General features: G+C 73.0%; 23 protein-coding genes. 17 read left to right on the top strand and 6 right to left on the bottom strand.

The annotated features are described in order from the left end of the window. The first annotated feature begins 3 nt into the window (after window positions 1-3). From BLV02_RS24505 to BLV02_RS24515, 3 genes are all read left to right on the top strand, one after another. Entirely contained in the window at window positions 4-1,266 is a 1,263-nt protein-coding gene (locus BLV02_RS24505; protein ID WP_083412401.1) for an Nramp family divalent metal transporter, read from the top strand. Between the two features lie 187 nt (window positions 1,267-1,453). Beyond that, entirely contained in the window at window positions 1,454-1,768 is a 315-nt protein-coding gene (locus BLV02_RS24510) for an RNHCP domain-containing protein (RefSeq protein ID WP_069109193.1), read from the top strand. 1 nt (window position 1,769) lies between these two features. Beyond that, window positions 1,770-2,180, top strand: coding sequence for an RNHCP domain-containing protein (locus BLV02_RS24515; protein ID WP_069109192.1), 411 nt, complete (start codon window positions 1,770-1,772; stop codon window positions 2,178-2,180). 12 nt (window positions 2,181-2,192) lie between these two features. On the opposite strand, the gene BLV02_RS24520 is transcribed toward BLV02_RS24515, so the two are convergent. The 3 genes from BLV02_RS24520 to BLV02_RS24530 all read right to left on the bottom strand — a co-directional run bounded on the left by BLV02_RS24520 (window position 2,193) and on the right by BLV02_RS24530 (window position 4,896). Beyond that, window positions 2,193-2,798, bottom strand: coding sequence for a response regulator transcription factor (locus BLV02_RS24520; protein WP_069109191.1), 606 nt, complete (start codon window positions 2,796-2,798; stop codon window positions 2,193-2,195). Beyond that, entirely contained in the window at window positions 2,795-3,928 is a 1,134-nt protein-coding gene (locus tag BLV02_RS24525; RefSeq protein ID WP_069109190.1) for a sensor histidine kinase, read from the bottom strand. Before BLV02_RS24525 ends, BLV02_RS24520 begins: the two co-directional genes overlap by 4 nt. A gap of 170 nt (window positions 3,929-4,098) precedes the next feature. After that, the gene (locus BLV02_RS24530) at window positions 4,099-4,896 is read right to left on the bottom strand and encodes a thioesterase family protein (RefSeq protein ID WP_069109189.1); all 798 of its coding nucleotides are present in this window, start codon (window positions 4,894-4,896) and stop codon (window positions 4,099-4,101) included. A gap of 156 nt (window positions 4,897-5,052) precedes the next feature. On the opposite strand from BLV02_RS24530, the gene BLV02_RS24535 reads away from it, so the two are divergent. The 4 genes from BLV02_RS24535 (at window position 5,053) to BLV02_RS24550 (ending at window position 10,139) form a co-directional block, all read left to right on the top strand. Next, complete coding sequence (locus tag BLV02_RS24535) at window positions 5,053-6,306, top strand: thioester domain-containing protein (protein WP_074946646.1); 1,254 nt, start codon at window positions 5,053-5,055, stop codon at window positions 6,304-6,306. A 400-nt stretch (window positions 6,307-6,706) separates the two neighbouring features. Further along, on the top strand, window positions 6,707-7,846 hold the full coding sequence (gene pdhA, locus BLV02_RS24540) for a pyruvate dehydrogenase (acetyl-transferring) E1 component subunit alpha (protein WP_069109188.1): 1,140 nt from the start codon (window positions 6,707-6,709) through the stop codon (window positions 7,844-7,846). Beyond that, window positions 7,843-8,820, top strand: a complete 978-nt coding sequence (locus tag BLV02_RS24545; protein WP_069109187.1) for an alpha-ketoacid dehydrogenase subunit beta — start codon at window positions 7,843-7,845, stop codon at window positions 8,818-8,820. The genes pdhA and BLV02_RS24545 overlap by 4 nt, the downstream gene beginning before the upstream one ends. A gap of 11 nt (window positions 8,821-8,831) precedes the next feature. After that, window positions 8,832-10,139, top strand: coding sequence for a dihydrolipoamide acetyltransferase family protein (locus BLV02_RS24550; protein ID WP_069109186.1), 1,308 nt, complete (start codon window positions 8,832-8,834; stop codon window positions 10,137-10,139). A 72-nt stretch (window positions 10,140-10,211) separates the two neighbouring features. Here BLV02_RS24550 and pcaF read toward each other — a convergent pair whose 3' ends face one another. Then, complete coding sequence (gene pcaF / locus BLV02_RS24555) at window positions 10,212-11,411, bottom strand: 3-oxoadipyl-CoA thiolase (RefSeq protein WP_069109185.1); 1,200 nt, start codon at window positions 11,409-11,411, stop codon at window positions 10,212-10,214. Further along, window positions 11,408-13,294, bottom strand: a complete 1,887-nt coding sequence (gene paaI, locus BLV02_RS24560; RefSeq protein WP_069109184.1) for a hydroxyphenylacetyl-CoA thioesterase PaaI — start codon at window positions 13,292-13,294, stop codon at window positions 11,408-11,410. Before paaI ends, pcaF begins: the two co-directional genes overlap by 4 nt. Before the next feature lie 96 nt (window positions 13,295-13,390). On the opposite strand from paaI, the gene paaN reads away from it, so the two are divergent. The 10 genes from paaN (at window position 13,391) to BLV02_RS24610 (ending at window position 26,437) form a co-directional block, all read left to right on the top strand. Then, complete coding sequence (gene paaN / locus BLV02_RS24565) at window positions 13,391-15,070, top strand: phenylacetic acid degradation protein PaaN (protein ID WP_069109183.1); 1,680 nt, start codon at window positions 13,391-13,393, stop codon at window positions 15,068-15,070. A 230-nt stretch (window positions 15,071-15,300) separates the two neighbouring features. Beyond that, entirely contained in the window at window positions 15,301-16,614 is a 1,314-nt protein-coding gene (locus BLV02_RS24570; RefSeq protein ID WP_216093963.1) for an ABC transporter substrate-binding protein, read from the top strand. 104 nt (window positions 16,615-16,718) lie between these two features. Further along, window positions 16,719-17,657, top strand: a complete 939-nt coding sequence (locus tag BLV02_RS24575) for an ABC transporter permease subunit (protein ID WP_069109590.1) — start codon at window positions 16,719-16,721, stop codon at window positions 17,655-17,657. Then, window positions 17,654-18,577 (top strand): carbohydrate ABC transporter permease, encoded by a 924-nt coding sequence (locus BLV02_RS24580; protein ID WP_069109181.1) that lies wholly within the window; start codon window positions 17,654-17,656, stop codon window positions 18,575-18,577. Before BLV02_RS24575 ends, BLV02_RS24580 begins: the two co-directional genes overlap by 4 nt. A gap of 34 nt (window positions 18,578-18,611) precedes the next feature. Continuing rightward, the gene (locus BLV02_RS24585; protein WP_069109180.1) at window positions 18,612-19,625 is read left to right on the top strand and encodes a LacI family DNA-binding transcriptional regulator; all 1,014 of its coding nucleotides are present in this window, start codon (window positions 18,612-18,614) and stop codon (window positions 19,623-19,625) included. 40 nt (window positions 19,626-19,665) lie between these two features. Beyond that, window positions 19,666-21,729 carry a S9 family peptidase gene (locus BLV02_RS24590; protein ID WP_069109179.1) on the top strand — a complete coding sequence of 688 codons (2,064 nt, stop codon included), beginning with the start codon at window positions 19,666-19,668 and terminating at the stop codon, window positions 21,727-21,729. A gap of 17 nt (window positions 21,730-21,746) precedes the next feature. Continuing rightward, the gene (locus tag BLV02_RS24595) at window positions 21,747-23,576 is read left to right on the top strand and encodes an NHL domain-containing thioredoxin family protein (RefSeq protein WP_069109178.1); all 1,830 of its coding nucleotides are present in this window, start codon (window positions 21,747-21,749) and stop codon (window positions 23,574-23,576) included. A 56-nt stretch (window positions 23,577-23,632) separates the two neighbouring features. Next, window positions 23,633-24,277 carry a TetR/AcrR family transcriptional regulator gene (locus BLV02_RS24600; RefSeq protein WP_069109177.1) on the top strand — a complete coding sequence of 215 codons (645 nt, stop codon included), beginning with the start codon at window positions 23,633-23,635 and terminating at the stop codon, window positions 24,275-24,277. Then, entirely contained in the window at window positions 24,270-24,767 is a 498-nt protein-coding gene (locus tag BLV02_RS24605; protein WP_069109176.1) for a PH domain-containing protein, read from the top strand. The genes BLV02_RS24600 and BLV02_RS24605 overlap by 8 nt, the downstream gene beginning before the upstream one ends. Then, window positions 24,764-26,437, top strand: a complete 1,674-nt coding sequence (locus BLV02_RS24610; protein ID WP_083288211.1) for a PH domain-containing protein — start codon at window positions 24,764-24,766, stop codon at window positions 26,435-26,437. Before BLV02_RS24605 ends, BLV02_RS24610 begins: the two co-directional genes overlap by 4 nt. Here the strand turns inward: BLV02_RS24610 and BLV02_RS24615 are convergent. Beyond that, entirely contained in the window at window positions 26,422-26,841 is a 420-nt protein-coding gene (locus BLV02_RS24615; protein WP_069109175.1) for a PPOX class F420-dependent oxidoreductase, read from the bottom strand. The two genes, BLV02_RS24610 and BLV02_RS24615, sit on opposite strands and share 16 nt — an antisense overlap. Between the last annotated feature and the right edge of the window lie 50 nt (window positions 26,842-26,891).

Genomic DNA, 26,891 nt, shown 5'->3' on the forward strand with positions numbered 1-26,891 from the left:
CTCATGTACGTACGGGTGCGCCGCCGACGGCCCGGCCGCGACGGCGCACCGCTGCCGCCGCTGCCGGGCGCGGGACTGGGCCTGCTCGGTCCCGCGTTCGTGGCGGCGGTCGCCTACGTCGACCCGGGCAACGTCGCGACCAACCTGTCGGCCGGCTCCGGCTACGGATACCTGCTGGTGTGGGTGCTGGTGCTGGCCACCGCGATGGCCGGGCTGGTGCAGTACCTGTCGGCGAAGCTGGGCGTCGTCACCGGGTCGTCGCTGCCCGAGGTGCTGCGCGACCGGATGCCGCGCGGCGGCCGGCTGGCGTACTGGCTGCAGGCCGAGGTGGTCGCGATGGCCACCGACATCGCCGAGGTGGTCGGTGGCGCCATCGCGCTGAACCTGCTGTTCGGCCTGCCGCTGTGGCTCGGTGGCCTGATCACCGGCGTCGCGTCGATGGCGCTGCTGACGGTGCAGAACGGCCGCGGCCAGCGCGCGTTCGAGCGGGTCGTCACGACGGCGCTGCTGGTCATCGCGGCCGGGTTCGTGGCCGGGCTGTTCGTGCAGCCGCCGTCGGCGTCGGGCATCGTGTCCGGGCTGGCCCCGCGGTTCGAGGGCACCGAGACGGTGCTGCTGGCGGCCGGCATGTTCGGCGCGACCGTCATGCCGCACGTCGTCTACCTGCACTCGGCGCTGGCCCGCGACCGGTTCGGCGCCACGCCCGAGCCCGGGCTGGTCGGCCGGCTGCTGTCGGCCACCCGGGTCGACGTCGGCCTCGCGATGGTGGTGGCGGGCAGTGTGAACATCGCGCTGCTGCTGGTCGCGGCGGCCTCGTTGCGCGGCGTCGACGGCACCGACACCATCGCGGGGGCGCACGCCGCCGTCGAGTCCGGCCTCGGGACGGCCATCGGCGCGCTGTTCGCGGTCGGGCTGCTGGTGTCCGGCCTCGCGTCGACGTCCGTGGGGTGCTACGCCGGCGCGGTGATCATGGAGGGCCTGCTGCTGCGGCGCATCCCGCTGCTGGCCCGGCGGCTGGTGACGCTGCTGCCGGCGGTGCTGATCCTGACCACCGGAGCCGAGCCGACGTGGCTGCTGGTGCTCTCGCAGGTGGTGCTGTCGTTCGGCATCCCGTTCGCGATCATCCCGCTGGTCGCCGTCACCGCGAAGTCGTCGGTCATGGGCCGCTGGGCCAACTCGCGCCTGACGACCGTCCTCGCCGTCGGGGTCGCCGTCGTCGTGGTCGCCCTCAACGTCGCGCTGCTGACCCTGACCGTCCTGGGGTAGGCGCGCGGAAAACCCGTGGCGGCCGCGGCCCGCGCGCCCCTACGCTGAGTCTCGTTCCTGGGGATCCGTGCCGCTGAGAGGGTGTCTTGATGTCCCGGCCCGCGCCGAGCGCGCCTCGCCGCACCTCGTAGCCGTCGAGGCCGTTTCGGCCTGCTCTTGCTGTCATGCCTGACTCTCAGCAAGGAGCATCACCTTGGACCCCTTCACCTGCGGGTGGTGCGGACTCACCGTGTCCGCGGCCACTCCCGCCGGCGCGCCGCGCGGGCACTGCCCGTCCTGTCTGCACGCACGTCACGCCACGGACTGTCACGGCCGGATGACGCCGATCGCCATCGCCGTGCTGCCCACCGGCGACTGGATGGTCATCCACCGCTGCGTCCGCTGCGACGAGCTCACCACCGAGCCGGTCGGTGCGGACGACAACCAGCTGGTCCTCATGCGCATGGCCGTTCGCCCGCTCGCCCAGCCGCCGTTCCCGCTCGAAGCGTTCGGGAGCCTGTGAGATGCCGCGCCGCACCAGCGGGCCGGCTCGACGCCGGCGCCCGCAACGCCACAAGGACGTGCTGCACGAGCACCGCACGCGCGACTTCCGGTGCGCCGGCTGCCGCCTCGACGTGTCGGCCGACGCGCCGGGGACCGGGCACCGCAACCACTGCCCCCACTGCCTGGTCAGCCTGCACGTCGACGCCCGTGTCCCGGGCGACCGGGCGGCCGGCTGCCGGGGCCGCATGGAGGCGTTGTCGGTGTCGGCGCGAGCGGACGGCGAGTGGCTGCTCATCCACCGGTGCCTGGCCTGCGGCGAGCTCAGTGCCAACCGCATCGCCGGCGACGACAACCCACGTGCGCTCGTGCTCCTCGTCGTCCGGCCGCTGCGCGCGGCCAGCGCCTCGTGCCGTGCGCTGCTCGCGTCGTGACGGGGACCAGGCTCAGAGCCAGCCGTTCTCGTCGGCGATGCGCACGGCCTCGGCCCGGCTCGACGCGCCCAGCTTCGCGACCGCGGCGGCCACGTAGTTGCGGACGGTGCCGGGGGACAGGTGGGTGCGCCGGGCGATGACGGCGACCGGGGTGTCGTAGCCGGCCAGCCGGAGCACCTCCAGCTCGCGCGGCGTCAGCGGGTTGGCCGGCGCGGTCAGCGCGTCGGCGGCCAGGGCGGGGTCGACGTAGCGTTCGCCGCCGTGGACGCGGCGGATGACGTCGGCCAGCGTGCCGCCCGGCGACCCCTTGGGGAGGAAGCCCTTCGCTCCGGCCGTCAGGGCCCGCTGCAGATGCGGCGGCCGCCCGTGACCGGTGAGGATGACGACGGCGCAGGACGGCAGCGCGGTGGCCAGCTCGGCCGCCACCTCCATGCCGGACAGCCGCGGCATCTCCAGGTCGGCGACGACGACGTCGGGACGGTGCGCCAGCGCGGCGTCGACGGCGGCCCGGCCGTCCGGCGCCTGCGCGACCACCTCGAGGTCGGGCTCGAGGCCGAGCAGGGCGGCGACGGCGGTGCGGATCAGCTCCTCGTCGTCGGCCAGCAGCACCCGGATCACGGCCGCACCGCCACCACGAGCGTGAACACGTCGCCGGACCGGCTGGAGCGCAGCGTGCCACCGGCCTCGGCCAGCCGGTCGGCCAGCCCGCGCAGCCCGGAGCTGTGTGCGTCGGGGCCGTCGCCCGTCGCGCCGTCGTTGACCACCGTCATGCGCACCTCCTCGCCGCCACGGCAGATGTCGATCGTGCACCATCGGGCCCGGCTGTGTCGCAGGACGTTGGTACTCGCCTCGCGCAGCACCGGGATCAGCAGCGTGCTCACCGGCTCGGTCAGCGGCTGCTCCGGGCCGGTGACGGTGCACCGGACCCCGGAGGACTCCAGCACCCGCCGGATCGCGTCCAGCTGGCCGTCGAGGTCGACCGCGCGGTAGCCGTGCACCACCTGGCGCATCTCGGTCAGCGCCGACGCCGCCAGCGATCGCGCCTCCTCCGCCTCGCGCCCGGCGCGCTCGCCGTCGGTCGTGGCCAGCCGGGCCGCCAGTTCCGTCTTCAGCGCGATGACCGAGAGCGTGTGCCCGAGCAGGTCGTGCACGTCGCGGGCGAACCGCAGCCGCTCCTCGGTGGCGGCCAGCCGGGCCTGCGCCAGGCGGCCCTCGCGGGCCTCGACCAGCAGGTCCCACAGCCACATCGGCACGCCGCACAGCGCCGCCACCATGACCGCGTTGATCAGCGTGAGCCCGACGTACATCGGCACCGAGGCGCCGGTCCACCAGCCCACCAGGGCGGAGACCCCGAGGGCGCCGGTGGCCAGCGCCGTGCCGGCGACCCGGCCGAGCAGCAGCGGCGCCGACCCGGCCAGCGGACCGCCCAGCCACGCCCACGTCTGCCAGTCGTCCGCGTCGAGCGGGCCGGCCAGCGGCACCGACACCGCCGCGGCGACCAGGAACGCGACCAGCCAGCGGTGCCGCGTCGTCTCCGTCGCCCACGGCGTGAGCACCGCGTAGACCGCGCCGGCCTGGGTCGTGCAGAACAGCGCGACGCCGAGCGCGCCCAGCGCGGCCACGCGGGCGTCGTCCTCGCCGAAGATCCCGATGAGGCCGCCGGTGAGCGCCGTCGACACTGTCGCGACCAGCGCGAAGAGCAGCACCACCCACCGGGCGCGGCGCAGCCGGGCGTCGGGGGCCGTCATGGACGGGCTAGGGGGTGTCTGACGGATATTGGTGGATGCGGGCGGCGTCCAGTCGTCGGTCCAGCAAGGCGGAGGAGGAGGTCGATGCGGTGCCATCGAGCGACGACGACAACGCCGCTGGTCGGCGTCTGGGCGTCGATCCGCGCCGCCGAAGATCCGTCAGACACCCCCTAGGTCACCCGGATACGGGCCAGCTGCCGCGACTGCGCGACCAGGGCGCCGTCGGCGTCGTACACCTCGGCCTCCTCGTCGAACCAGCCGTCGCGGACCAGCCGGCCGCGCAGGTGCACCGTCAGCCAGCCCGGCGCCGGAAGGCTGCGGGTCAGGAGGGTCAGCTGGACGGTGGGCGCCCAGCCGAGGCGGCCCAGGCCGAACACCGTCGGCGGCAGGGAGTCGACCGCGAGCGCCAGCACCACCGGATCGGGCTGGGTGCCGTCGGCCAGGCGGACGTGCCCGCGCATGGACAGCTGCCCGGCCGGACGGCCGGAGAACCAGCCCAGGGTCTGTGGGTCCAGCCGCAGGTCGACGTGTTCGAGCAGGCCGACGTGGGTGCCGTCGGGGAGGTCGACGACCGCCGGGATGCATTCGTCGACCGGCGCCACCGGCTCCGGCGGCGGGCCGACCCACTCGACCGGCGACGTGCGGGACAGCGCGCTGGTGGTGACCGTGGCCTCGACCCGCGCTTCGTCGTCCTGGACCAGCGTGGCGCGCAGCGTCTCGATGGTCCGCCCGGTGCGCACGACGTCGACGTGCACCTGGGCCGGGCCGCCGCTGGGCGGGGCCACGAAGTGCGCGTTGGTGCTGACCGGGTGCGGGTGCGCCGACTCGGCCAGCACGGCGCGCAGGACCAGGGCCAGCAGGTAGCCGCCGTTCGGCACGTCGCCCACCGACCACGTCCCGTCGATGTCGACGTGGTGGCGACCGGGCGACACCCGGCGCGTGGCCGACGCTTCGTCGAAGTCAGGCACGGGTCAAGACCCTATGCGACTCCGCGCGACACCGACAGTGCCACTCGGCACTGCGCCGTGCATGTCCATCTTGCGGGGTGTTCTTTCGGTTCGTTCCGTTATCCGATAGCCTGCGGCGGTTCTCGGGGGAGTGCGTACATTCACGAAGGAGAACTCTTGTCCACCCATTCCCGCCGGCGCGCCGCAGGCGCCGGCGTCGCGGCCGCGCTGGGCGCGGTCGTTCTGCTTCCGACATCCGCAACGGCTGCCGACTTCGAAACGGCCGACGCCGAGGCCCGGGCGATCATCCACCCGGACGGCAATGTCGCGGGCTACCGCGTCAACCACGGCGGCGGCTCGGTCCAGGCCATCCTGCTCGGCCTGCAGGCCGACGACGGCGCGCAGCTGAAGACCTACTGTGTCGAGGTCAACGTCCCCATCAACGACGATCCCGAACTGAACATGGTCGAGGTGCCCTGGGACTCCTACCCGGTCCCGGAGGCCCCGTTCACGGACAACGCCGACCGCATCCTCTGGGTGCTGCAGAACTCCTACCCGGTGGTGCCGGTGGCCGAGATCGAGTCCGCCCTGGACGGCGTCGTGGCGTTCAACGACGGACTCTCCGAGCGCGAAGCCATCACCGCCACGCAGGCCGCCGTCTGGTCGTTCAGCGACGCCCTGCAGCCGAAGCTCGACGACTTCACCCCCGAGGGTGACGACGTCGACGCCGACGTGCGGGCCCTGTTCGAGTACCTGACCGGCGACGAGAACACCGGCATCGGCGAGCTGCCGACGCCCGCGCTGTCGCTGGACCCGTCGGCGCTGTCCGGTGAGGCCGGCACCACCATCGGCTCGTTCACCGTCAGCACCAACGCCGAGACCGTCGACGTCACGGCCGAGCTGCCCGAGGGCGTCGAGCTGGTCGACGCCGACGGCGCGCCGCTGGGCGACCAGCTGGCCGACGGCGCCACCTTCGGCGTCGAGGTGCCGGCCGACGCGGAGGCCGGCGACGGCACCGTCCGGCTGCACGCCGAGGCGAACCTCAACATCGGCCGGCTGTTCGTCAGTGACACCGACGAGATCCGCACCCAGTCGCTGATCCTGGCGCAGTCGGAGAAGACCGAGCTGGACGTCGAGGGCACGGTCGACTGGACCGCCGCCGAGACGCCGACGCCGACGCCCACGCCGTCGGAGACCCCGTCGGAGACGCCGAGCGAGACGCCGTCCGAGACCCCGTCGGAGACGCCGAGCGAGACGCCGTCCGAGACCCCGTCGGAGACGCCGAGCCAGACCCCGACCCCGAGCGAGACGCCGGACGAGGACCTGCCGGACACCGGTGCCTCCCCGACGCTGCTGCTGGCGGTCGGCCTGGGCCTGGTCGCGGGCGCCGCGTTCCTGCTGCGTCGCCGGTTCGCCGGGGCCGCGGAGTAACGCACGCCACATCCGAAGCCGCGCGGCGCGTCCTCACGGGCGCACCGCGCGGCTTCGCGTCGTCCCAGGCCCTGCGGCCGCGGTTACGAGGACGACGGAGGACTTGTGCGGACAGTGCAGGGTCCCGGCGAGGAAGTTTGTCCGGAACGACGAGCCTGCGGACGATCCCGAGCGGGCAGGCTGACACCAGGTGCTGCAGGATGGAGCCTCACCTGCCGCCTCGATGCACCCGTCCGACCCCGGATCTGGGTACCGTGGCGGTAGGAGGTCGTGACTCCGGTCACGGTCATGCACCGCGGCGAGGGCGAGGACCCACCCGTAGTCCCCACCCCGCCGCCGGTGGTCACGAGGAGCAGGCTCCCGCGGCAATCCTGCGGAGCCGACGACGTGAAGGAGACACATGACTGTCGAGACGGCGGCCGGGGCGACACCGCCCGAACCCGAGCTCGTCCAGCTGCTCACCCCCGAGGGTCAGCGGGTGCCACACGAGCGCTACGACGCTCTCATCGCCGACGTCACCGGCGACGACGTCCGGTCGATGTACCGCGACCTCGTGCTGGGCCGCCGCGTCGACGGCGAGGCCGTCGCGCTGCAGCGGCAGGGCGAGCTGGGCCTGTGGGCCAGCCTGCTGGGCCAGGAGGCCGCCCAGGTCGGGTCGGCCCGAGCGCTGCGCGGCCAGGACCACGTCTTCCCGACGTACCGCGAGCACGCGGTCGCGCTGTGCCGCGGCGTCGACCCCCTGCACCTGCTGGCGCTGTTCCGCGGCGTCGACCAAGGTGGCTGGGACACCGTCGAGTCGAACTTCCACCTCTACACCATCGTCATCGGCGCCCAGACGCTGCACGCCACCGGCTACGCCATGGGCATCCAGCGTGACGGCGCCATCGGCACCGGCGACCCCGGCCGCGACGCCGCCGTCATCGCCTACTTCGGCGACGGCGCCACCAGCCAGGGCGACGTCAACGAGGCGTTCATCTGGGCCAGCGTCACCAACGCCCCGGTGGTGTTCTTCTGCCAGAACAACCAGTGGGCCATCTCCGAGCCGCTGGAGCGCCAGACCCGGGTGCCGCTGTACCGCCGCGCCGCCGGGTTCGGCTTCCCCGGCGTCCGCGTCGACGGCAACGACGTCCTCGCCTGCCTGGCCGTCACCCGCGAGGCGCTGCAACGGGCCCGCGACGGCGAGGGCCCCACGCTGGTCGAGGCGTTCACGTACCGCATGGGCGCCCACACGACCACCGACGACCCCACCCGCTACCGCCTCAACGCCGAGCTCGAGCACTGGAAGCTCAAGGACCCGATCGAGCGGGTGAAGGCGTACATGGTCCGCGGCGACCTCGCCGACCAAGCGTTCTTCGACGGCGTCGACGAAGAGGCCGAGGAACTGGCCGTGCACCTGCGGGCCGCCTGCCGGGCGCTGCCCGACCCCACGCCGACGTCGATCTTCGACCACGTCTACGTCGAGCCCACGCCGCACCTCGTCGAGCAGCGTGAGGCCATGGCGACGTACCTCGACAGCTTCGCCGAGGAGGTGGCCCGATGACGAGCCTCAACATCATCAAGGCGGTCAACGCCGGCCTGCGGCGGTCGATGGAGAACGACGCCAAGGTCCTCGTCATGGGCGAGGACGTCGGCAAGCTCGGCGGCGTCTTCCGGGTCACCGACGGCCTGCAGAAGGACTTCGGCGAAGACCGCGTCATCGACACCCCGCTGGCCGAGTCCGGCATCATCGGCACCGCGGTCGGGCTGGCGCTGCGCGGCTACCGGCCGGTGTGCGAGATCCAGTTCGACGGCTTCGTGTTCCCGGGCTACGACCAGATCGTCAACCAGGTCGCGAAGATGCACTACCGCTCCGGCGGCCGGCTGCGGCTGCCCATCGTCATCCGCATCCCGTTCGGCGGCGCCATCGGCGCCGTCGAACATCACAGTGAGAGCCCCGAGGCGTACTTCGCGCACACGCCGGGCCTCAAGGTGGTCACCTGCTCCAACCCGCTCGACGCGTACTGGATGATCCAGCAGGCCATCGAGCTGGACGACCCGGTCGTGTTCTTCGAGCCCAAGGGCCGCTACTACACGAAGGGCGAGGTCGACCTCGACGGCGAGCCCGACCTCCCGCTCGAGTCCGCGCGGGTGGCGCTGCCCGGCACCGACGCCACGGTGGTGGCGTACGGCCCCACCGTGAAGACCTGCCTCGACGCCGCCACGGCGGCCGCCGCCGACGGCCGGTCGCTCGAGGTCATCGACCTGCGCACGCTGTCGCCCCTGGACCTCCGCGCGGTGTACGACTCCGTCCGGCGCACCGGCCGGCTGGTCGTCGTGCACGAGGCGCAGCGCACCCTCGGTGTCGGCGCCGAGGTGGCCGCGCGGGTCACCGAGGAGTGCTTCTACTCGCTGGAGGCGCCGGTCCAGCGCGTCACCGGCTACGACACCCCGTACCCGCCGGCGCGGGTCGAGGAAGAGTACCTGCCCGACCTCGACCGCGTGCTCGACGCCGTCGACCGCACGTTCGCCTACTGAGGAGGGTCTGCATGAGTGTGTCGCAGTTCAACCTCCCCGACGTCGGCGAAGGGCTGACCGAGGCGGAGATCGTGTCCTGGAAGGTCAAGCCGGGCGACGAGGTGAAGGTCAACGACGTCATCGTCGAGATCGAGACCGCCAAGTCGCTGGTCGAGCTGCCCTGCCCGTTCGCCGGCGTGGTCGAGACCCTGCTGGTCGACGAGGGCCAGACGGTCGACGTCGGCACCCCGATCATCGCGGTCCGGACGGGCTCGGGCGCGGCCCCGGCACCGGCGCCGGCACCGGCCGAGGCGACGGCGCCCGCCGAGCCCGCGGAGGAGCGGCAGGCGGTGCTGGTCGGGTACGGCCCGCGGTCGACGACGGCGGCGCGGCGGCCGCGCAAGGTGCCGTCGGGCGCCATCGCCACGCCTGCCGAGCCTACCGGCGGCCGGGTGTCCGTGCTGGCCAAGCCACCCGTGCGCAAGCTGGCCAAGGACCTCGGCGTCGACCTCGCCGCCGTCGTCCCGACCGGCCCCAACGGCAGCATCACCCGCGACGACGTCCAGACCGCGGCCGCCGTGCCCGCGCCGGCCGCCACCCCGGCCGTCGCGCCCACCGGCACCGGCTGGGACGGCCTGCCCCGGCAGGAGCGGGTCGCCATCCGCTCGGTCCGCAAGGCCACGGCGCAGGCGGTCACCACGTCGGCGTTCACCGCGCCGCACGTCACCGAGTTCGTCACCGTCGACGTCACCCGCACCATGAAGCTGGTCGAGCGGCTGCGCGGCGCCCGCGAGTTCCGCGACGTCAAGCTGTCGCCGCTGGCAGTGCTGGCGAAGGCGGTCTGCATCGCGGCCCGCCGCACCCCTGACGTCAACGCCCGCTGGGACGACGCCGCCGGCGAGATCGTCATGCAGCGTTACGTGAACCTCGGCATCGCCGCGGCCACGCCGCGCGGGCTGGTCGTGCCGAACGTCAAGGACGCCGACCGCCTGCCGCTGCGTGAGCTGGCGGTGGCGATCAACCAGCTCGCCGCCACGGCGCGCGAGGGGAAGACACCGCCCGCCGACATGCTCGGCGGCACCATCTCCATCACCAACGTCGGCGTGTTCGGCGTCGACACCGGCACGCCGATCCTGCCGCCCGGCGAGGCGGCCATCGTCGCGTTCGGCGCGGTGCGCAAGCAGCCGTGGGTGCACAAGGGCACGGTGAAGCCGCGCTGGGTCACCACGCTCGCGCTCTCGTTCGACCACCGGCTGGTCGACGGCGAGCAGGGCTCGCGGTTCCTGGCCGACCTCGCGGCGCTGCTGGAAGACCCCGGCAACGCCCTGGTCTGGTCCTGAGCCGTTTGCAATGAGCACCTATGCGCACCGGTGCGTATGGGTGCTCATTGCAAAGGCAGCCGACCCCTCTGCTCAGGGGCGCGAGAGCAGCACGGCGATCCCCTGGCCCACCCCGATGCACATCGTCGCCAGCGCGTGCCGCGACTCGCGCCGCCGCAGCTCCAGCGCCGCGGACAGCGCCAGGCGCGCGCCGCTCATGCCGAGCGGGTGGCCGAGCGCGATGGCGCCGCCGTTCGGGTTCACGTGCTCGGCGTCGTCGGGCAGGCCGAGCTGGCGCAGGCAGGCCAGCGCCTGCGCGGCGAACGCCTCGTTCAGCTCGACGTTGCCGACGTCGGTGAGCGCGACCCCGGCGCGGGTGAGCAGCTTGCGGGTCGCCGGGACCGGGCCGAGCCCCATGACCCGCGGCTCGACCCCGGCCGTCGCCGCGCCGGTGACGCGGGCCAGCGGCTCGACGCCGTAGCGCTCGACCGCGGCCGCGCTCATGACCAGCAGGGCGGCGGCGCCGTCGTTGACGCCCGACGCGTTGCCGGCGGTGACGGTGCCGTCGGGCCGCACGACCGGCCGCAGCCGGGCCAGCGCCTCCGGCGAGGTCTCGCGCGGGTGCTCGTCGGTGTCGACGACGACCGGATCGCCCCGCCGCTGCGGCACGGCGACGGGCGCGATCTCCGCGGCCTGCTCCTTGCGCCGGTCGGCCGTGCGCTGCTGGCTGCGCAGCGCGAACGCGTCCTGGTCGGCGCGGCTGACGCCGTGCTCGGCGGCGACGTTCTCGGCCGTCTCCGGCATGGAGTCGGTGCCGTACGCCGCCTCCAGCGCCGCGTTGACGAACCGCCAGCCGATGGTGGAGTCGTAGACCTGCGCGTTGCCGCGGTCGAACGCGGCCTGCGCCTTCGGCAGCACGAACGGCGCCCGCGACATCGACTCGACCCCGCCGGCCACGACGACGTCCGCCTCGCCGGTGCGCACGGCGCGGGCGGCCGAGGCGAGCGCGTCCAGCCCGGAGCCGCACAGCCGGTTCACCGTGACACCCGGCACCGTCGCCGGGTAGCCGGCCAGCAGGACGGCCATGCGGGCGACGTTGCGGTTGTCCTCGCCGGCCTGGTTGGCGCAGCCCAGCACGACCTCGTCGACGGCGTCGGCCGGCACCCCGGGGTGCCGGGCCAGCAGCTCGCGCAGCACGTGCGCCGCGAGGTCGTCGGGGCGCACGGACGCCAGCGCGCCGCCGTACCGGCCGATGGGCGTGCGCACGCCGTCGACCAGGAACGCCTCGCTCATGTGTCCTCCTCGCCCGGCACCAGCGTGCCGGGGATCTCGCGGGACCTGCCGCGGAACTCGGCGATGGTCTCGCCGTCGCGGTACACGGTGACGTCGCAGATGCCGGTCCGCCCGGACCGATAACGCTCGTTCGCGACGGCCAGCAGGTCGTCGCCCTCGCGGGCGGGCGCGAGGAACGTGATGTCGCCGCCCTGCGCGACGGTCCGTCGGTTGTGCGTGTTGCAGGCGACGGCGAACGCGCTGTCGGCGAGGGCGAAGATCAGGCCGCCGTGGCAGACTCCGTGCCCGTTGACCATGTCCGGCCGGACCTGCATGCGCACCACGGCGTTGCCGAGTGAGACCTGCTCGACCGTCATGCCCAGCGCCTGCGAGGCGGCGTCGGCCGCCCACATCGCGTCGGCGGATCGCCGTGCCGGCTCGGCGCCGTCGTCCTCGGCGCCGTCCTCGGCGGACGTGCGGCCGCGCAGCTGCCGGGAGACCCGGTAGCGGCCGGGGTCCTCGGCGGCGGCCAGTGCGTCCAGGACGCCGGCGACCCACTGCCAGCCCAGCGCGGCGCCCCACTCGTACGGCCCGCGCGGGTAGTTCACGCCCAGCCGCATCGCGGTGTCGACGTCCTCGGCCGTGGCGACGCCCGAGTCGACGGCGTCGGCGGCCGCCGCGGCCAGTGTCGCCACCGTCCGGGCCACCACCAGGCCGGGGGTGTCCGGCAGCACGGTGACGGCGTAGCCGAGGCCCTGCAGGTAGCCGACGGCGGCCTCGACGTGCTCCTTCGGCGCGTGCTCCGGCGCTGCGACGCCGACCCGCGTCGCGCCGGCGTCCAGCGCCAGGTCGACCAGCACGACCGTCTGCGGTCCACCGCCGGTGTGCTGCGCCGCGGTGCGTCCGTCGGTGAGCCGCAGCGAGACCTCGCCGGTGCCGAGCTGCCATCCCGGCGCGGACGGGTCGAACCCACAGGCACCGGCCCACGCGGCCGGTGCGACGGTGACGGGGTCGGCCGTCGACGGCTCCGGGCGGAGCTCGTCGGCGGGGTAGATGCCGCCGCCGGTCTTGCGGCCCAGCCGCCCGTCGGCGACCAGCCGCTCCTGCAGCACCGACGGCGTGAAGCGCGGGTCGCGGCCGAACGCCTCCCATACCGACCGGCTGACCGCGAGGTTGACGTCGTGGCCGATGAGGTCGGCCAGCTCGAACGGGCCCATCCGGAAGCCGCCGGACTCGCGCAGCAGCGCGTCGACCGTCGCGGCGTCGACCTGGCCGGACTCCAGCAGCCGGAACGCCTCGCCGTAGAACGGCCGGGCCACCCGGTTGACGATGAAGCCGGGCGTCGACGCCGCCCGCACCGGCGTCTTGTCCCAGGCCAGCGCGGTGGCCACCAGGACGTCGGCCACCGCGGCGTCGGTGTGCTCCGCACTGACCACCTCGACCAGCGGCAGCAGCGGCGCGGGGTTGAAGAAGTGCAGCCCGGCGAAGCGGCCCGGGTGGGCCAGCTCGGCGGCGATCGCGTCGACCGACAGCGACGACGTGTTCGTGGCCAGCACCGTGCCGGGCCCGCAGACCGCCTCCAGCCCGGCGAACAGCGCCCGTTTGACCTCGAGATCCTCGACGACGGCCTCGATCACCAGCCCGCAGCCGGCGAGGTCGTCCAGCGCGGCGACGGCGTGCAGCCGGCTCGCGGCGTCCTCGGCCTCCTCGGCGAGCAGCCGGCCCTTGTCGACCGCGCGGGCCAGCCGCTGGAAGACCGCGTCGACGGCGGCCTCGGCGGCGCCGCTGGCCGCGTCGTACACCCGCACCTCGTGCCCGGCGGCCGCGGCCACCTGGGCGATGCCGGCGCCCATGGTCCCGGCGCCGACGACGCCGACGGGTACCGAACGAGCGATCGCGTCCATGCTTCGAGTGTCTCCCCTCATGGACGGGCAGCGGGTGGCTGTGACAGAGTAGAGCCAACTGGGCGTTAGTTTGTCACATGCTGTGGAGGTCCCGCGATGGCGCTGGGCAGTCTGATCGATCGGCACCGCGACCTCCTCGGCCGGGCCGAGGCCGCCATCGGCGAGCGGACGTTCTTCTCCGCCTACCCCGAGTCGCCGAGTCCGCGAGTGTACGGCGAGACCGCGGCCGCCGAGGGGCAGGCCGCGCACGAGGCGCACCTCGGCGCCGACTTCCCGCTGCGCACGCCCGGCGCCGACGGCACCGTCGCCACCGAGACCAGCCCGTTCGGGCCCGAGCTCGGCGTCCGCTACCCGCGGGTGCCGGCCACCGACGACGCGGTCTCGACGCTGCTGGGCGCGGCCCAGGCCGCCATCCCGGCCTGGCGCGACGCCGGCGCCGACGGCCGCGCGGCCGTCTGCCTCGAGGTGCTGTCGCGGCTGCACGCGCGCATCTTCGAGCTGGCCCAGGCGGTCATGCACACCTCCGGCCAGGCGTTCGTCATGGCCTTCCAGGCCGGCGGCGCGCACGCGCTCGACCGCGCGCTGGAGGCGGTGGCGTACGCGCACGCCGAGCAGGCCCGCATCCCCGGCGAGGTGCTGTGGGAGAAGCCGGCCAAGGGCGAGCCGCTGCGCATGACGAAGACCTTCCACGTGGTGCCCCGCGGCGTCGCGCTGGTCATCGGCTGCAACACGTTCCCGACCTGGAACTCCTGGCCCGGCCTGTTCGCGTCGCTGGCCACCGGCAACGCCGTCGTCGTCAAGCCGCACCCGAACGCCGTCCTGCCGCTGGCCATCACCGTGGCGACGATCCGCGAGGTGCTCGAGGAGTACGGCTTCGACCCCGACCTCGTCACGCTGGCCGCCGAGGACCCGGCCGACCGGCTGGCCGCGGTGCTCGCCGTCCGGCCCGAGGTGCGCGTCATCGACTTCACCGGCTCCACGGCGTTCGGCGACTGGCTCGAGCAGCACGCCCGCCAGGCCGTTGTGTTCACCGAGAAGGCCGGGCTGAACACCGTCGTCGTCGACTCCACCGACGACCTCCAGGGCCTGGTGAACAACCTCGCGTTCTCGCTCAGCCTCTACACCGGGCAGATGTGCACGGCGCCGCAGAACGTGTTCGTCCCGCGCGACGGCGTCCTCACCGACCAGGGCAGGGTGACGTTCGACGGGTTCGGCCAGGCGCTGGCCGGCGCCATCGACAAGCTGCTCGGAGACGACGCCCGCGCGGTCGAGATCCTCGGCGCGGTGGTCAACGACGGCGTCCGCGACCGCGTCGACGCCACGGCCGGCGACACCGGCGTCGTCCTGACGGCCCGCACGATCCAGCACCCGGCCTGGCCCGGCGCCACCGTGCGCACGCCCGCCGTCGTCGCCGTCGACATCGCCGACGAGGCCCGCTACTCGGCCGAGTGCTTCGGCCCGGTCTCGTTCCTCATCGCCGCCGACTCCACGGCCCAGGCGCTGGACCGCTTCGCCTCGTCCGTCCGCGAGCACGGCGGCATGACGGCGTCGGTCTACTCCACCGACCCGGCGGTGCTGGACGCCGCCGAACAGGCCGCCGTCGAGGCCGGCGTGCCGCTGTCGATCAACCTCACCGGCGGAGTCTTCGTCAACCAGTCGGCCGCGTTCTCCGACTTCCACGGCACCGGCGCGAACCCGGCCGCGAACGCGAGCCTCACCGACGCCGCGTTCGTGGCCTCGCGGTTCCGGGTGGTCGCCGCACGCCGGCACGCCTGAGCTGTTCGTGCCGCATCTCACACCCGCCGGAGCGGCGTGACGTAATCGTTACGGCGAAGTTGCCGATGGGCTCTTGCATTTTTCGAGCGTAAACGTTTTCGTTCAGGCACTGGAACACCCATGGGATCCGAGCGGCAGATGCTCGGACCGGTCCCTGCTGGGAGGGAGACAGACACATGGCGATGAGCAGCGCCCGTAAGGGATGGGCGGCTGTCGGCCTGGCTGCAAGCGTGTCGCTCGTCCTGGCCGCATGCGGCGGCGACGACGGCGACGACGACACCGCGGGCGGCGGCGACACTGGCGGCGGTGGGGGCGACTGCGCCTTCGCCGACGAGTACGGCGACGAGCTCGACGGCACCTCGGTGACCGTCTACAGCACCATCGTCCCGCCGGAGGACGCGCCGCTCGAGGCGTCCTTCGACACGTTCGAAGAGTGCACCGGCATGACGGTCGTCTACGAGGGCTCGGACGAGTTCGAGGCCCAGCTGCCCGTGCGCATTCAGGGTGGGTCGCCGCCCGACCTGGCGATCATTCCGCAGCCCGGTCTGCTGGCCACGCTGGTCAACGACTTCGACGCCGTCATCCCGGTGCCGGACGACGCCCGGGCCAACGTCGAGGCGTCGTTCGACCCGTCGTGGATCGAGTACGGCACCGTCAACGACACGTACTACGGCACCCCGTTCGGCGCGAACGTGAAGTCGTTCGTCTGGTACTCGCCGTCCTCGTTCGAGGAGCACGGCTACGAGGTGCCGGAGACGTGGGACGACATGATCGCGCTGTCCGACCAGATCGTCGCCGACGGCGGCATGCCCTGGTGCGCCGGCTTCGGCTCCGGCGACGCCACCGGCTGGCCGGGCACCGACTGGGTCGAGGAGGTCATGCTCCGCACCGCCGGTCCGGACGTCTACGACCAGTGGTACAAGCACGAGATCCCGTTCAACGACCCGCAGGTCGTCACCGCGTTCGACACGGTGGGCGACGTCCTGAAGAACGACCAGTACGTCAACGGCGGCCTGGGCGACGTGTCCAGCATCGCCACCACCCGGTTCGAGGACGGCGGCCTGCCGATCCTGCAGGACCAGTGCTTCATGCACCACCAGGCCTCGTTCTACCAGGCCAACTGGGGTGACGGCGTCGAGGTCGCCGAGGACGGCGACGTGTTCGCGTTCTACCTGCCGGGCATCGACCCCGCGCAGGGCAACCCGGTGCTGGGCGGCGGCGAGTTCGTCGCGGCGTTCACCGAGCGTCCGGAGGTCCAGGCCTTCCAGACCTACCTGTCCAGCGACCACTGGCACGCCGAGCGGGCCAGCAAGGGCAACTTCGTGTCGGCCAACAAGACCGTGCCGGTCGACGCGTACGACAGCCCGGTCAACCAGCTGTCGGCGGAGATCATCCAGGACCCCGAGGCGGTGTTCCGGTTCGACGCCTCGGACCTGATGCCGGCCGAGGTCGGGACCGTCGCGTTCTGGACCGGGATGGTCAACTGGATCACCGGCGCCAGCACCCAGGAGACGGTCGACGCGATCGAAGACGCCTGGCCGTAAGGGAACGACGTGTGGGCGAGCGGAGGCCATCCGCTCGCCCACATCTCCCTGTCCTCCGCATCTCGAGGTGGTGACACGTGGACAACTACGAGAAGCTCGGCCAGATGCTCCTGGCGATCGCCCTGTTCGTCGCGTTGATGGGCGTGATCCTGCTGGTCACCGGCCGGGCCAGGCGCCGTGCCGACCTCTGGCAGGCGCTGGCGTTCGTGGCGCCGGCGCTGCTGCTCCTGATCGTCGGGCTGGTCTACCCGGCCATCCGGACGGGCTATCAGTCGTTCTTCGACCGCACGAGTGAGAACTTCGTCGGTCTCGACAACTACGACTTCGTCTTCACCAACGACGCGATGATCACGGTGCTGCGCAACACCGCGATCTGGGTGTTCCTGACGCCCCTCCTGTCGACGTTCATCGGACTGATCTACGCCGTCCTCGTCGACCGCAGCCGCGTCGAGGCCGCCGCCAAGGCGGTCATCTTCCTGCCGATGGCCATCTCGCTGGTCGGGGCGTCGATCATCTGGAAGTTCGTCTACGAGTACCGGCCCGACCAGCAGAACATCGAGCAGATCGGCCTGGTCAACCAAGTGCTCGTCTGGGTCGGCGCGGAACCACGGCAGTTCCTCATCGGCGAACCGTGGAACACCCTGTTCCTCATCGTGATCATGGTGTGGGTCCAGGCCGGCTTCGCGATGACGGTCCTCGCGGCGGCCATCAAGGCGATCCCGTCGGACATCACCGAGGCGGCCCAGCTCGACGGCCTCACCGGCGTGCGGATGTTCCGCTACATCACGGTGCCGAGCATCAGGCCGGCGCTGGTGGTCGTGCTGACGACGATCGCGATCGGCACGCTCAAGGTCTTCGACATCGTCCGGACCATGACCGGCGGCCAGTTCGGTACCAGCGTCATCTCCTACGAGTTCTACACGCAGGGCTTCCGGACGCTGAACACCGGCATCGCGTCGTCGCTGGCCGTGGTGCTGTTCGTGCTGGTGGTGCCGATCGTCGTCTACAACGTCCGGCAGATGCGAAAGGCGGAGTACCGATGAGCGGCGCCGTCATCCCGACCCCGGCCGTCCAGGAGGAGCTCGCGGGCGTCGAGCCGGCCACCATCTCCGGCCGGGCCCGCAAGCGGCTGACGTCGCGCTGGGCCTCGCTCGCCGCGCTGGTCATCGCGGTGCTGTGGACCATCCCGACGTTCGGCCTGCTGCTGACGTCGTTCCGGCCCGAGCAGTCGCTGAAGACCACCGGCTGGTGGACCTGGTTCACCAACCCGGAACTGACCCTCGCAAACTACGACGAGGTGCTCTACGGCGGCACCGCGCTGTCGACGTACTTCGTCAACTCGATCGTCATCACGATCCCGTCGGTGATCATCCCGGTGACGATCGCGTGCCTCGCGGCGTACGCGTTCGCGTGGATGCGCTTCCCGTACCGCGACACCCTGTTCGTCGCGGTGTTCGCGCTGCAGATCGTGCCGCTGCAGATCGCGCTGATCCCGCTGCTGAAGATGTACGTCGACACCGGCCTGCACGGCGGCGGGTCGTTCTGGCCGCTGTGGATCTCGCACACGATCTTCGCGCTGCCACTGGCGATCTTCCTGCTGCACAACTTCTTCAAGGAGGTGCCGTCGGAGCTGGTCGAGGCGGCCCGGGTCGACGGCGCGGGACACGTCACGATCTTCCTGCGCATCATGCTGCCGCTGGTCACACCGGCGATCGCCGCCTTCGGCATCTTCCAGTTCCTGTGGGTCTGGAACGACCTGCTGGTCGCGGTCACGATGGTCGGCGGCACCCGGGACGTCGCGCCGCTGACGGCCCGCATCGCCGAGCTGTCCGGCAGCCAGGGCACGGAATGGCACCTGCTCGCGGCGGGCGCGTTCGTGTCGATGGTCATCCCGGTGATCGTGTTCCTGTCGCTGCAGCGGTACTTCGTCCGCGGATTGCTCGCGGGTAGCGTCAAGGGGTGACCCTGGACCACTCCGCGGCCGAGAGAACTCAGCGATGACAGGAATCGTCGACGTCGCCGCCCGGGCCGGGGTCTCGGTGGCGACGGTGTCGCGGGCCCTGCGCGGGCTGCCGGGGGTGTCCGCCGCCACCCGGCAGCTCGTGCAGGACATCGCGGCCGAGCTGGGTTACGTCGCGTCGCCCAGCGCGGCCGGCCTGCCCACCGGCCGCACGGGCGCCGTCGCCGTCGTGTCGCCGGTGGCCCGCGGCTGGTACTTCACCGCCGTCCTCGAGGGCGCTCAGGAAGTGCTGGCGCAGCACGGTTACGACGTCCTGCGCTACGACCTGTCCGAGGTCGAGACCAACCGGCGCAAGGTCTTCGACACCCAGCTGCTGCGCAAGCGGGCCGACGCGCTGCTCATCATGAGCCTGCCGCTGGACGCCGACGAGGTCGCCGCGCTGCACGCCATGCACCGTCCGGTCATGGTGGTCGGGCCGATCGTGCCGGGCATCCCGACCGTCCGCGTCGACGACGTCGAGGTGGGCCGGCAGGCGACCCGCCACCTGGTCGAGCTGGGCCACCGCAGCATCGGCTTCGCCGGCGGCGACCCCGACGACCATCTCGGCTTCCCGGTCTCGCCGGACCGCCGGCTCGGCTACGCCGAGGTGCTGCGCGCGGCCGGGATCGAGCCCGACCCGCGGCTCACGGTGCCGGCCAAGTTCACCGTCGAGGCCGGCATCGCCGCGTACGAGGAGCTGGCCGCCCGCGGCGTCCGGCCGACGGCGGTGTTCGCGGTCTCCGACGAGGTCGCGATGGGCATCATGTACGCCGCCCGCCACGACGGCGTCCGGGTACCCGAGGACCTCTCCGTCGTCGGCGTCGACGACCACGACCTGTCCTGGCTGTTCGGCCTGTGCACGGTCGCCCAGGACGTGCGCCAGGAGGGCCGGCTGGCGGCGACGGCGCTGGTCGAGCGGCTGCGCTCCGGCGTCGACACCGAGCCGTCGGTCACCACCGTCCCGACCCGGCTGATCGTCCGCACGAGCACCGCGCCGCCGCTACGTAGGTAGACCTGTCAGGACGCCTCATTCCCGTGATAGGTAAGAAACCGTGACACAGACCACGCCGGAGACCCCGGACCTCCCACCCACTCCGTTCCACGACCTGGACGCCTATGTGGCCCTGCCGCGCACCGGCGGGCTGGCGCTGTCACCCGACGGCCGCCGCCTGGTCACCGCGGTGTCGACGCTGAGCCCCGACAGCACGAAGTACGTCACCGCGCTGTGGGAGGTCGACCCCGCCGGCGAGCGTCCGGCCCGCCGGCTGACCCGCAGCGCCAAGGGCGAGAGCGGCGCCGCCTTCCTGCCCGACGGCTCGCTGCTGTTCGGCTCCGGGCGCCCCGACCCGTCGGCCAAGGACGACGACGAGGTCCCGCTGCTCTGGCTGTTGCCGGCCGAGGGCGGCGAGGCGCGCGTCGTCGCGAAGCGGCCCGGCGGCGTCGGCGGCGTGGTCGTGGCGCGCGAGTCCGGCACCGTCGTGGTCGCCTCCAGCACCTTCCCCTCGTCGACCGACACCGAGTCCGAGGAGAAGCGGCGCAAGGAGCGCAAGGAGAAGAAGGTCGCCGCGATCCTGCACGAGCGCTACCCGGTGCGGTACTGGGACCACGACCTCGGGCCCGACGCGCCCCGGCTGTTCGCCGGCGTCCTGGGCGACGGCGAGTCCCCGCTCGACGACCCCCGGGTCGAGCTGCGCGACCTCACCCCCGACGCCGGCCGGTCGCTCGACTCCGCCGCCTACGACGTCAGCGCCGACGGCAGCACCGTCGTCACGGTGTGGAACGTGCCCGAGCGTGGCGGGTTCCGTCAGTCGCTGGCGCTGATCGACGTCGCGACCGGTGAGCGGCGGCTGCTGGCCGACGACGCCGACTTCGACTTCGAGGCGCCGAAGTTCGCCCCCGACGGCGTCAGCGTCGCGGCCGTCAAGGGCCGCCGCTCCACGCCGGACGAGCCGGTCGACCAGGAACTGGTGGTCATCACCGTCGCCGACGGCGCCACCCGGTCGCTCACCGCCGACTGGGACCGCTGGCCGGGCGTCCCGGTGTGGACGCCCGACGGCGCGGCCATCCTGTTCGCCTCCGACGACGACGGCCGGTCGCCGATCTTCCGGGCCGACCTCGCCAGCGGCGAGATCACCCGCATCACCGCCGACGACTACGCCTACTCCGACCTCGTCGTCTCGCCCGACGGCCAGACCCTCTACGCGCTGCGCACGTCGTACCTCGAGCCGCCGCGCCCGGTCCGGCTGTCCGCGACCGCCGCCCGGCAGGACTCCCAGCCGCTGCCGGCGCCCGCGCCCGTCCCCGCGCTGCCCGGCACCCTCACCGAGCTCGACACCACCGCCGCCGACGGCGTGCGGGTGCGGGCCTGGCTGGCGCTGCCCGACGGCGCGTCGGCGACCAGCCCGGCGCCGCTGCTGCTGTGGATCCACGGCGGCCCGCTCGGGTCGTGGAACGCGTGGTCGTGGCGGTGGAACCCGTGGCTCGCGGTCGCCCAGGGCTACGCGGTCCTGCTGCCCGACCCCGCTCTGTCGACCGGCTACGGCCTCGACTTCATCCGCCGCGGCTGGGGCGCCTGGGGCAAGGCCCCGTTCACCGACCTCATGGCCATCACCGACGCCGCCGTCGCCCGCGACGACGTCGACGACACCCGCACCGCCGCCATGGGCGGCTCGTTCGGCGGCTACATGGCCAACTGGGTGGCCGGCAACACCGACCGCTTCGACGCCATCGTCACCCACGCCAGCCTCTGGGCGCTCGACCAGTTCGGCCCGACCACCGACGCCGCCTTCTACTGGGTCAAGGAGATGTCGGCCGAGATGGCCGCGGCGAACTCGCCGCACAACCACGTCGACTCCATCACCACCCCCATGCTCGTCATCCACGGCGACCGCGACTACCGCGTCCCGATCGGCGAGGCGCTGCGGCTCTGGTTCGAGATCGCCTCCCGCGCCCAGGGCGAGGACGGCGAGATGCCGCACAAGTTCCTCTACTACCCCGACGAGAACCACTGGATCCTCACCCCGCAGCACGCGAAGGTCTGGTACCAGACGGTGTTCGCCTTCCTCGCGCACAACGTGCTGGGCAAGGACTGGGAGACGCCGGCCATCCTCACCTGACCGCGCACAATGGACCCATGGCATCGACTGGACGGGCCCGGGTCCGCGCTCCCGAACTGGTGGGCCGCGGGGGTTGGCTGAACACCGGCGACACCACGCCGACCCTCGCGGACCTGCGCGGCCGCTTTGTGCTGCTCGACTTCTGGACCTTCTGCTGCATCAACTGCCTGCACGTCCTCGACGAGCTGCGGCCGCTGGAAGAGCGGTACGGCGACGTGCTGACGGTGGTGGGGGTGCACTCGCCGAAGTTCGTCCACGAAGCCGAGCACGAGGCGGTCGTCGCGGCGGTGGAGCGGTACGGGGTGCACCATCCGGTGCTCGACGACCCGGAGCTGACGACGTGGCAGAACTACGCCGTCCGGGCGTGGCCGACGCTGACGCTGGTCGACCCGGAGGGGTACGTCGCGGCGCAGTTCTCCGGCGAGGGCCACGCGCACGCGCTCACCGCGATCCTCGACGAGCTGATCCCGGTACACGAGGCCAAGGGCACGCTGCGCCGCGGTGACGGCCCGTACGTGCCGCCCGAGCCGGAGCCGACGACGCTGCGGTTCCCCGGGAAGGTCATCGCGCTGCCGGGCGGCACGTTCCTGGTCAGTGACACCGGCAACCACAGCCTGGTCGAGCTGGCCGACGACCTCGAGACGGTGGTGCGCCGCATCGGCGGCGGTGAGCGCGGCCTCGTCGACGGCGGGCCGGGCGACGCGCGGTTCAGCGAGCCGCAGGGCCTCACCCTGCTGCCGTCCGAGTTGCGCCCGCACGCCGGCTACGACGTGATCGTCGCCGACACCGTCAACCACGTGCTGCGCGGCGTCCGGCTGGCCGACGGCCACGTCACGACCATCGCCGGCACCGGCACGCCGTGGATGCAGGGCGACCCCAACGGCGACGACGTCAGCGGCGACCCTCGCGCCGTCCCGATGTCGTCGCCGTGGGACGTCGTCTGGTCGCCGGCCCACACCACCGTCGTCGTCGCGATGGCCGGCATCCACCAGCTCTGGGCGCTCGACCCGAAGGAGCCGTCCATCCAGGTGCTGGCCGGCACCACGAACGAAGGACTGGTCGACGGCAAGTTGCGCGACGCCTGGTTCGCGCAGACGTCGGGGCTGACGGTGACGGCGGACCGCACGCTCTGGCTGGCCGACTCCGAGACGTCGGCGCTGCGGGCGGTGCGCGACGGCGTGGTCGAGTCCGCGGTCGGCACCGGGCTGTTCGACTTCGGCTTCCGCGACGGCCCGGCCGGCCAGGCGCTGCTGCAGCACCCGCTCGGCGTCACGGCGCTGCCCGACGGCTCGGTGGCCGTCAGCGACACCTACAACAACGCCGTCCGCCGCTACGACCCCGCGTCGGGCGAGGTGAGCACGCTCGCCACCGACCTGCGCGAGCCGAGCGGCGCGGTCGTCGACGGCGAGTTCCTGGTGGTGGTCGAGTCCGCCGCGCACCGCCTCACCCGCATCCCGCTCGGAGCCGCGGCGACGGCGTCCGGCTCGGCGCACCGCACCCAGCGCCCGGCTCTCGACGTCGCGCCGGGCGAGGTCGAGCTGGTCGTCGTGTTCGACCCGCCGCCGGGCCAGAAACTGGACGAGCGCTACGGCCCCGCCACCCGGCTGACGGTGTCGTCGACGCCGGCGCCGCTGCTGACCGGCGGCGAGGGCCGCGACACCGCGCTCACCCGCCGGCTGACGGTCGCGCCCGGCAGCGACGGCGTCCTGCACGTCGCCGCCATGGCCGCGTCCTGCGACGACGGCGGCGAGAACGCCGCCTGCCACATCCACCAGCAGGACTGGGGCATCCCGGTCCGCGTGGCAGCCGGCGGCACCAGTCGCATCGAGCTCGTGCTGTCTGGCTGACCTGCGACGACGCACTACCCTTCCGATTTCCTGGAGGTGTCGCTAGAATTTTGGTCATGCGACCAAGAAATGGAGCGACCGACCAGAAGTCCCGGTCCTTCATCGAGGCCGCCCGCCGCGGGCAGATCGTCCAGGCCACCATCGAGACGCTGGCCGACGTCGGCTACGCCAAGACGTCGTTCGCCCGCATCGCCGAGCAGGCCGGCATCAGCGCCGGCCTCATCTCGTACCACTTCGACCACAAGGCCGAGCTGTTCCAGCAGGTGGTCGCCGACGTCAACGCGCTCATGGACGGCTGGATCACCGAGCACATCGGCGACGCCGCCACCTACCGCGAGGCGCTGCAGCGGCTCATCGAGGGCTTCGTCCTGTTCTGCGACTCGCACCGCGCGCACGTGCTCGCGCTCGGCCAGGTGCTGGCCGGTGTCGGAGGGCAGGAGAACGGCGAGCTGGTGCGGTCGCAGCGCGAGCAGTCCGTCGGCCAGCTCGAGCAGATGCTGCGCGAGGGCCAGGAGCACGGCGAGTTCCGCGACTTCTCGCCCCGGTTCATGGCGGTCACCCTGCTCGGCAGCCTCGAGGCCATCTCCGGCGAGCTGTTCGCCCGCCCCGGCACCGACGTCGCCGCCTACGCGAAGGAGCTGTCCATGACGTACGACCTCGCCGTCCGCCGGTCGCGGCTGAGCCGGATCACCCGTGGCTGACCAGCCGATCGACCTGCGGCCGCCCGAGCACCGGGTCGAGCGCCGCGCCATCGGCCTGTGGACGCTGCAGTCGCTCATCGGCTTCGCCGTCCTGGCCGGCCTGCTGCTCGCGGCCTACCTGATCTTCGACGGCGCGCGCTCCTGGCTCGGCCCGATCCTCGTGGTCGTCGCGGTGTGGGGCGCCGTCGTCACGCTGGTGATGCCGCTGTGGCGCTACGCCGTGCACCGCTGGGAGGTCACCGAGGACGCCGTCTACGCCGCCACCGGCTGGATCGTCCGCGAGTGGCGCGTCGCGCCGATCTCCCGCATCCAGACCGTCGACACCACGCGCGGGCCGCTCGAGCAGGCGCTCAAGCTGGCGACGCTGGAGGTCACGACGGCGTCCTCGCGCGGGCCGATCAAGGTGCCCGGCATCGACGCCACCGTCGCCGCCGAGGTGGCGGCGAAGCTGGCGAAGATCACCCAGCGCACCCCCGGCGACGCGACATGAGCACCGACTCCGAGCCCGAGCCCGGCCCCGAGCCGGCGCCCGAGCCCGGCCCCGATCCCGGCCCCGAGCCGGATGCCGCCGCCGACGTGCCCTGGCAGCGCCTCGACACCCGTGTCGTCTGGGTCGACACCGCGAAGACGGTGCTCTCCATGGTGCCGGCCGGCGTCGCCATCGCGTTCTTCGGCGCCGAGATCAACTGGGGCAGCATGGGCCCCATCCTGGTCGCCAGCGCGCTCGGCGTCCTCGGCGGCCTGGCCGACCTGCTGCGCTGGGTGAAGACGCGCTACCGCATCACCGACGACTACGTCGAGCGGCGCACCGGGCTGCTGGTCCGCAAGCACCGCTCCATCCGGCGCGACCGCATCCGCAGCGTCGACACGTCGGCGAAGTTCCGGCACCGGCTGACCGGCCTGCGCGTCGTCACCGTCGGCGCCGGTCAGCACAGCGCGACCGGCGAGTCGGCGCTGACCCTCGACGCCGTCCGGGCCGAGACCGCCGAACGGCTGCGGCAGGAACTGCTCTACGGCGGGCCGGTCGAGCACACAGACACGGCCGGGGCCGAGGCCGAGGCCGAACCCGCGCCGACGCCGCGCGACGAGCAGGTGTACGCCCGGCTGCAGCGGTCCTGGGTGCTCTACAACGTGTTCAGCGTCTGGGCCTTCCTCATGGCGGGCGGCCTGCTGTGGGGCACCTACTGGGCGCTGCGGATGTTCGGCGTCGACCTGCGCGGGTTCGTCGAGGGCCTCGTCGACTGGGACGCCATCGGCGGCGGCTGGACCATCGCCATCGGGGTGGCGACGGTCGGCGTCATCGGCGTCGCCGGCCTGGCGATCAACTTCTTCACCGAGAACTGGCGGTTCGTGCTGGTCCGGGTCCCCGGCGACCGCGGCACCGTGCTGCGCACCAGCCAGGGCCTGTTCAAGACGCGGGAGGTCAACCGCGACGACAACCGGCTGCGTGGGGTCTCCATCGACGAGCCGCTGTTGTGGCGGTGGATGGGCATGGCCGACACCGCCGTCATCTCCACCGGCCTGACGATGATGAGCATGACGCCGTCGGCGCAGATCCTGCCGCGCGGTCCCATCGGCGTCGCCCGCCGGGTGGCCGGGCAGGTGCTGCGCACCGACCACAGCCCGCTGGACCGGCCGCTGCGGCCGCACCCGCTGCGCGCGCTGCGCCGCCGGGTCGGCTGGGCGCTCATCGCCACGGCCGGCGTCACCGGCCTGCTGGCCTGGCTGACGACGCTGATCGACGCCATGCCCGGCCGCGTGTGGCTGGCCGGGCTCGCGCTGCTGCCCATCACGCTGGCGCTGGCCGCGGTGGCGTACCGCTCGCTCGGGCACACCGTCGCCGACGGCTACCTCGTCACCCGCTCCGGCGCCTGGAGCCGCAGCACCGCGGCGTTGCAGAGCCGGGCCATCGTCGGCGTCACGTTCCGTCAGTCGCTACTGCAGCGCCGGCTCCGGCTGGCCACGGTCGAGGTGTCCACCGCGGCCGGGTTCGGCGCCTACCAGGCCATCGACGTCGAGTCCGCCGACGCCGTCGACCTCGCCGACCGCGCGGTGCCCGGCCTGCTCACCGAGTTCCGGGCGCCGGCGCCGGCCACGGCTCCCGCCGACGCCGCCGCCGACACCGTCGCGGAGCCGGCCGGGGCTCAGGCCCAGCCGTAGACGTGGTCGACGGGCAGCTGCAGCAGCAGCCGCTCGTCGCGGACCATGGCGGCGCGGAAGTCGTCCCAGTCGGGGTGCTCGCCGCGGGCGTCGCGGTAGTGCTCGACCAGCGCCTCGACGACGTCGTCGTGCGGGTCGCGGGCCACGGCGCTGAGCTGCGCGGTGCCCTCCGCGGCCGCCCACGAACCGCCGTCCGGACCGGTCACCTGCAGTGTCGCTCGCGGGTCGCGGCGCAGGTTGCGGGTCTTGGCCAGCGGGTCGCGGGTCGAGATGCGGATGAGGTCGGAGCCGAGGTCGTAGACGTAGGTCACCACGGACACCTGCGGCCGGCCGTCGCGCTTCACCGTGGCCAGGACGCCCATGCGCTGCGCGGTGAGAAGCTTGCGGAAGGAATCATCGCTCATGTGCGCAGCAACACGACCGGCCGCCGGCCGCATTCCGCGGCGTGGTGACG

This window comes from Jiangella alba, from assembly GCF_900106035.1.
GTDB lineage: Bacteria > Actinomycetota > Actinomycetes > Jiangellales > Jiangellaceae > Jiangella > Jiangella alba.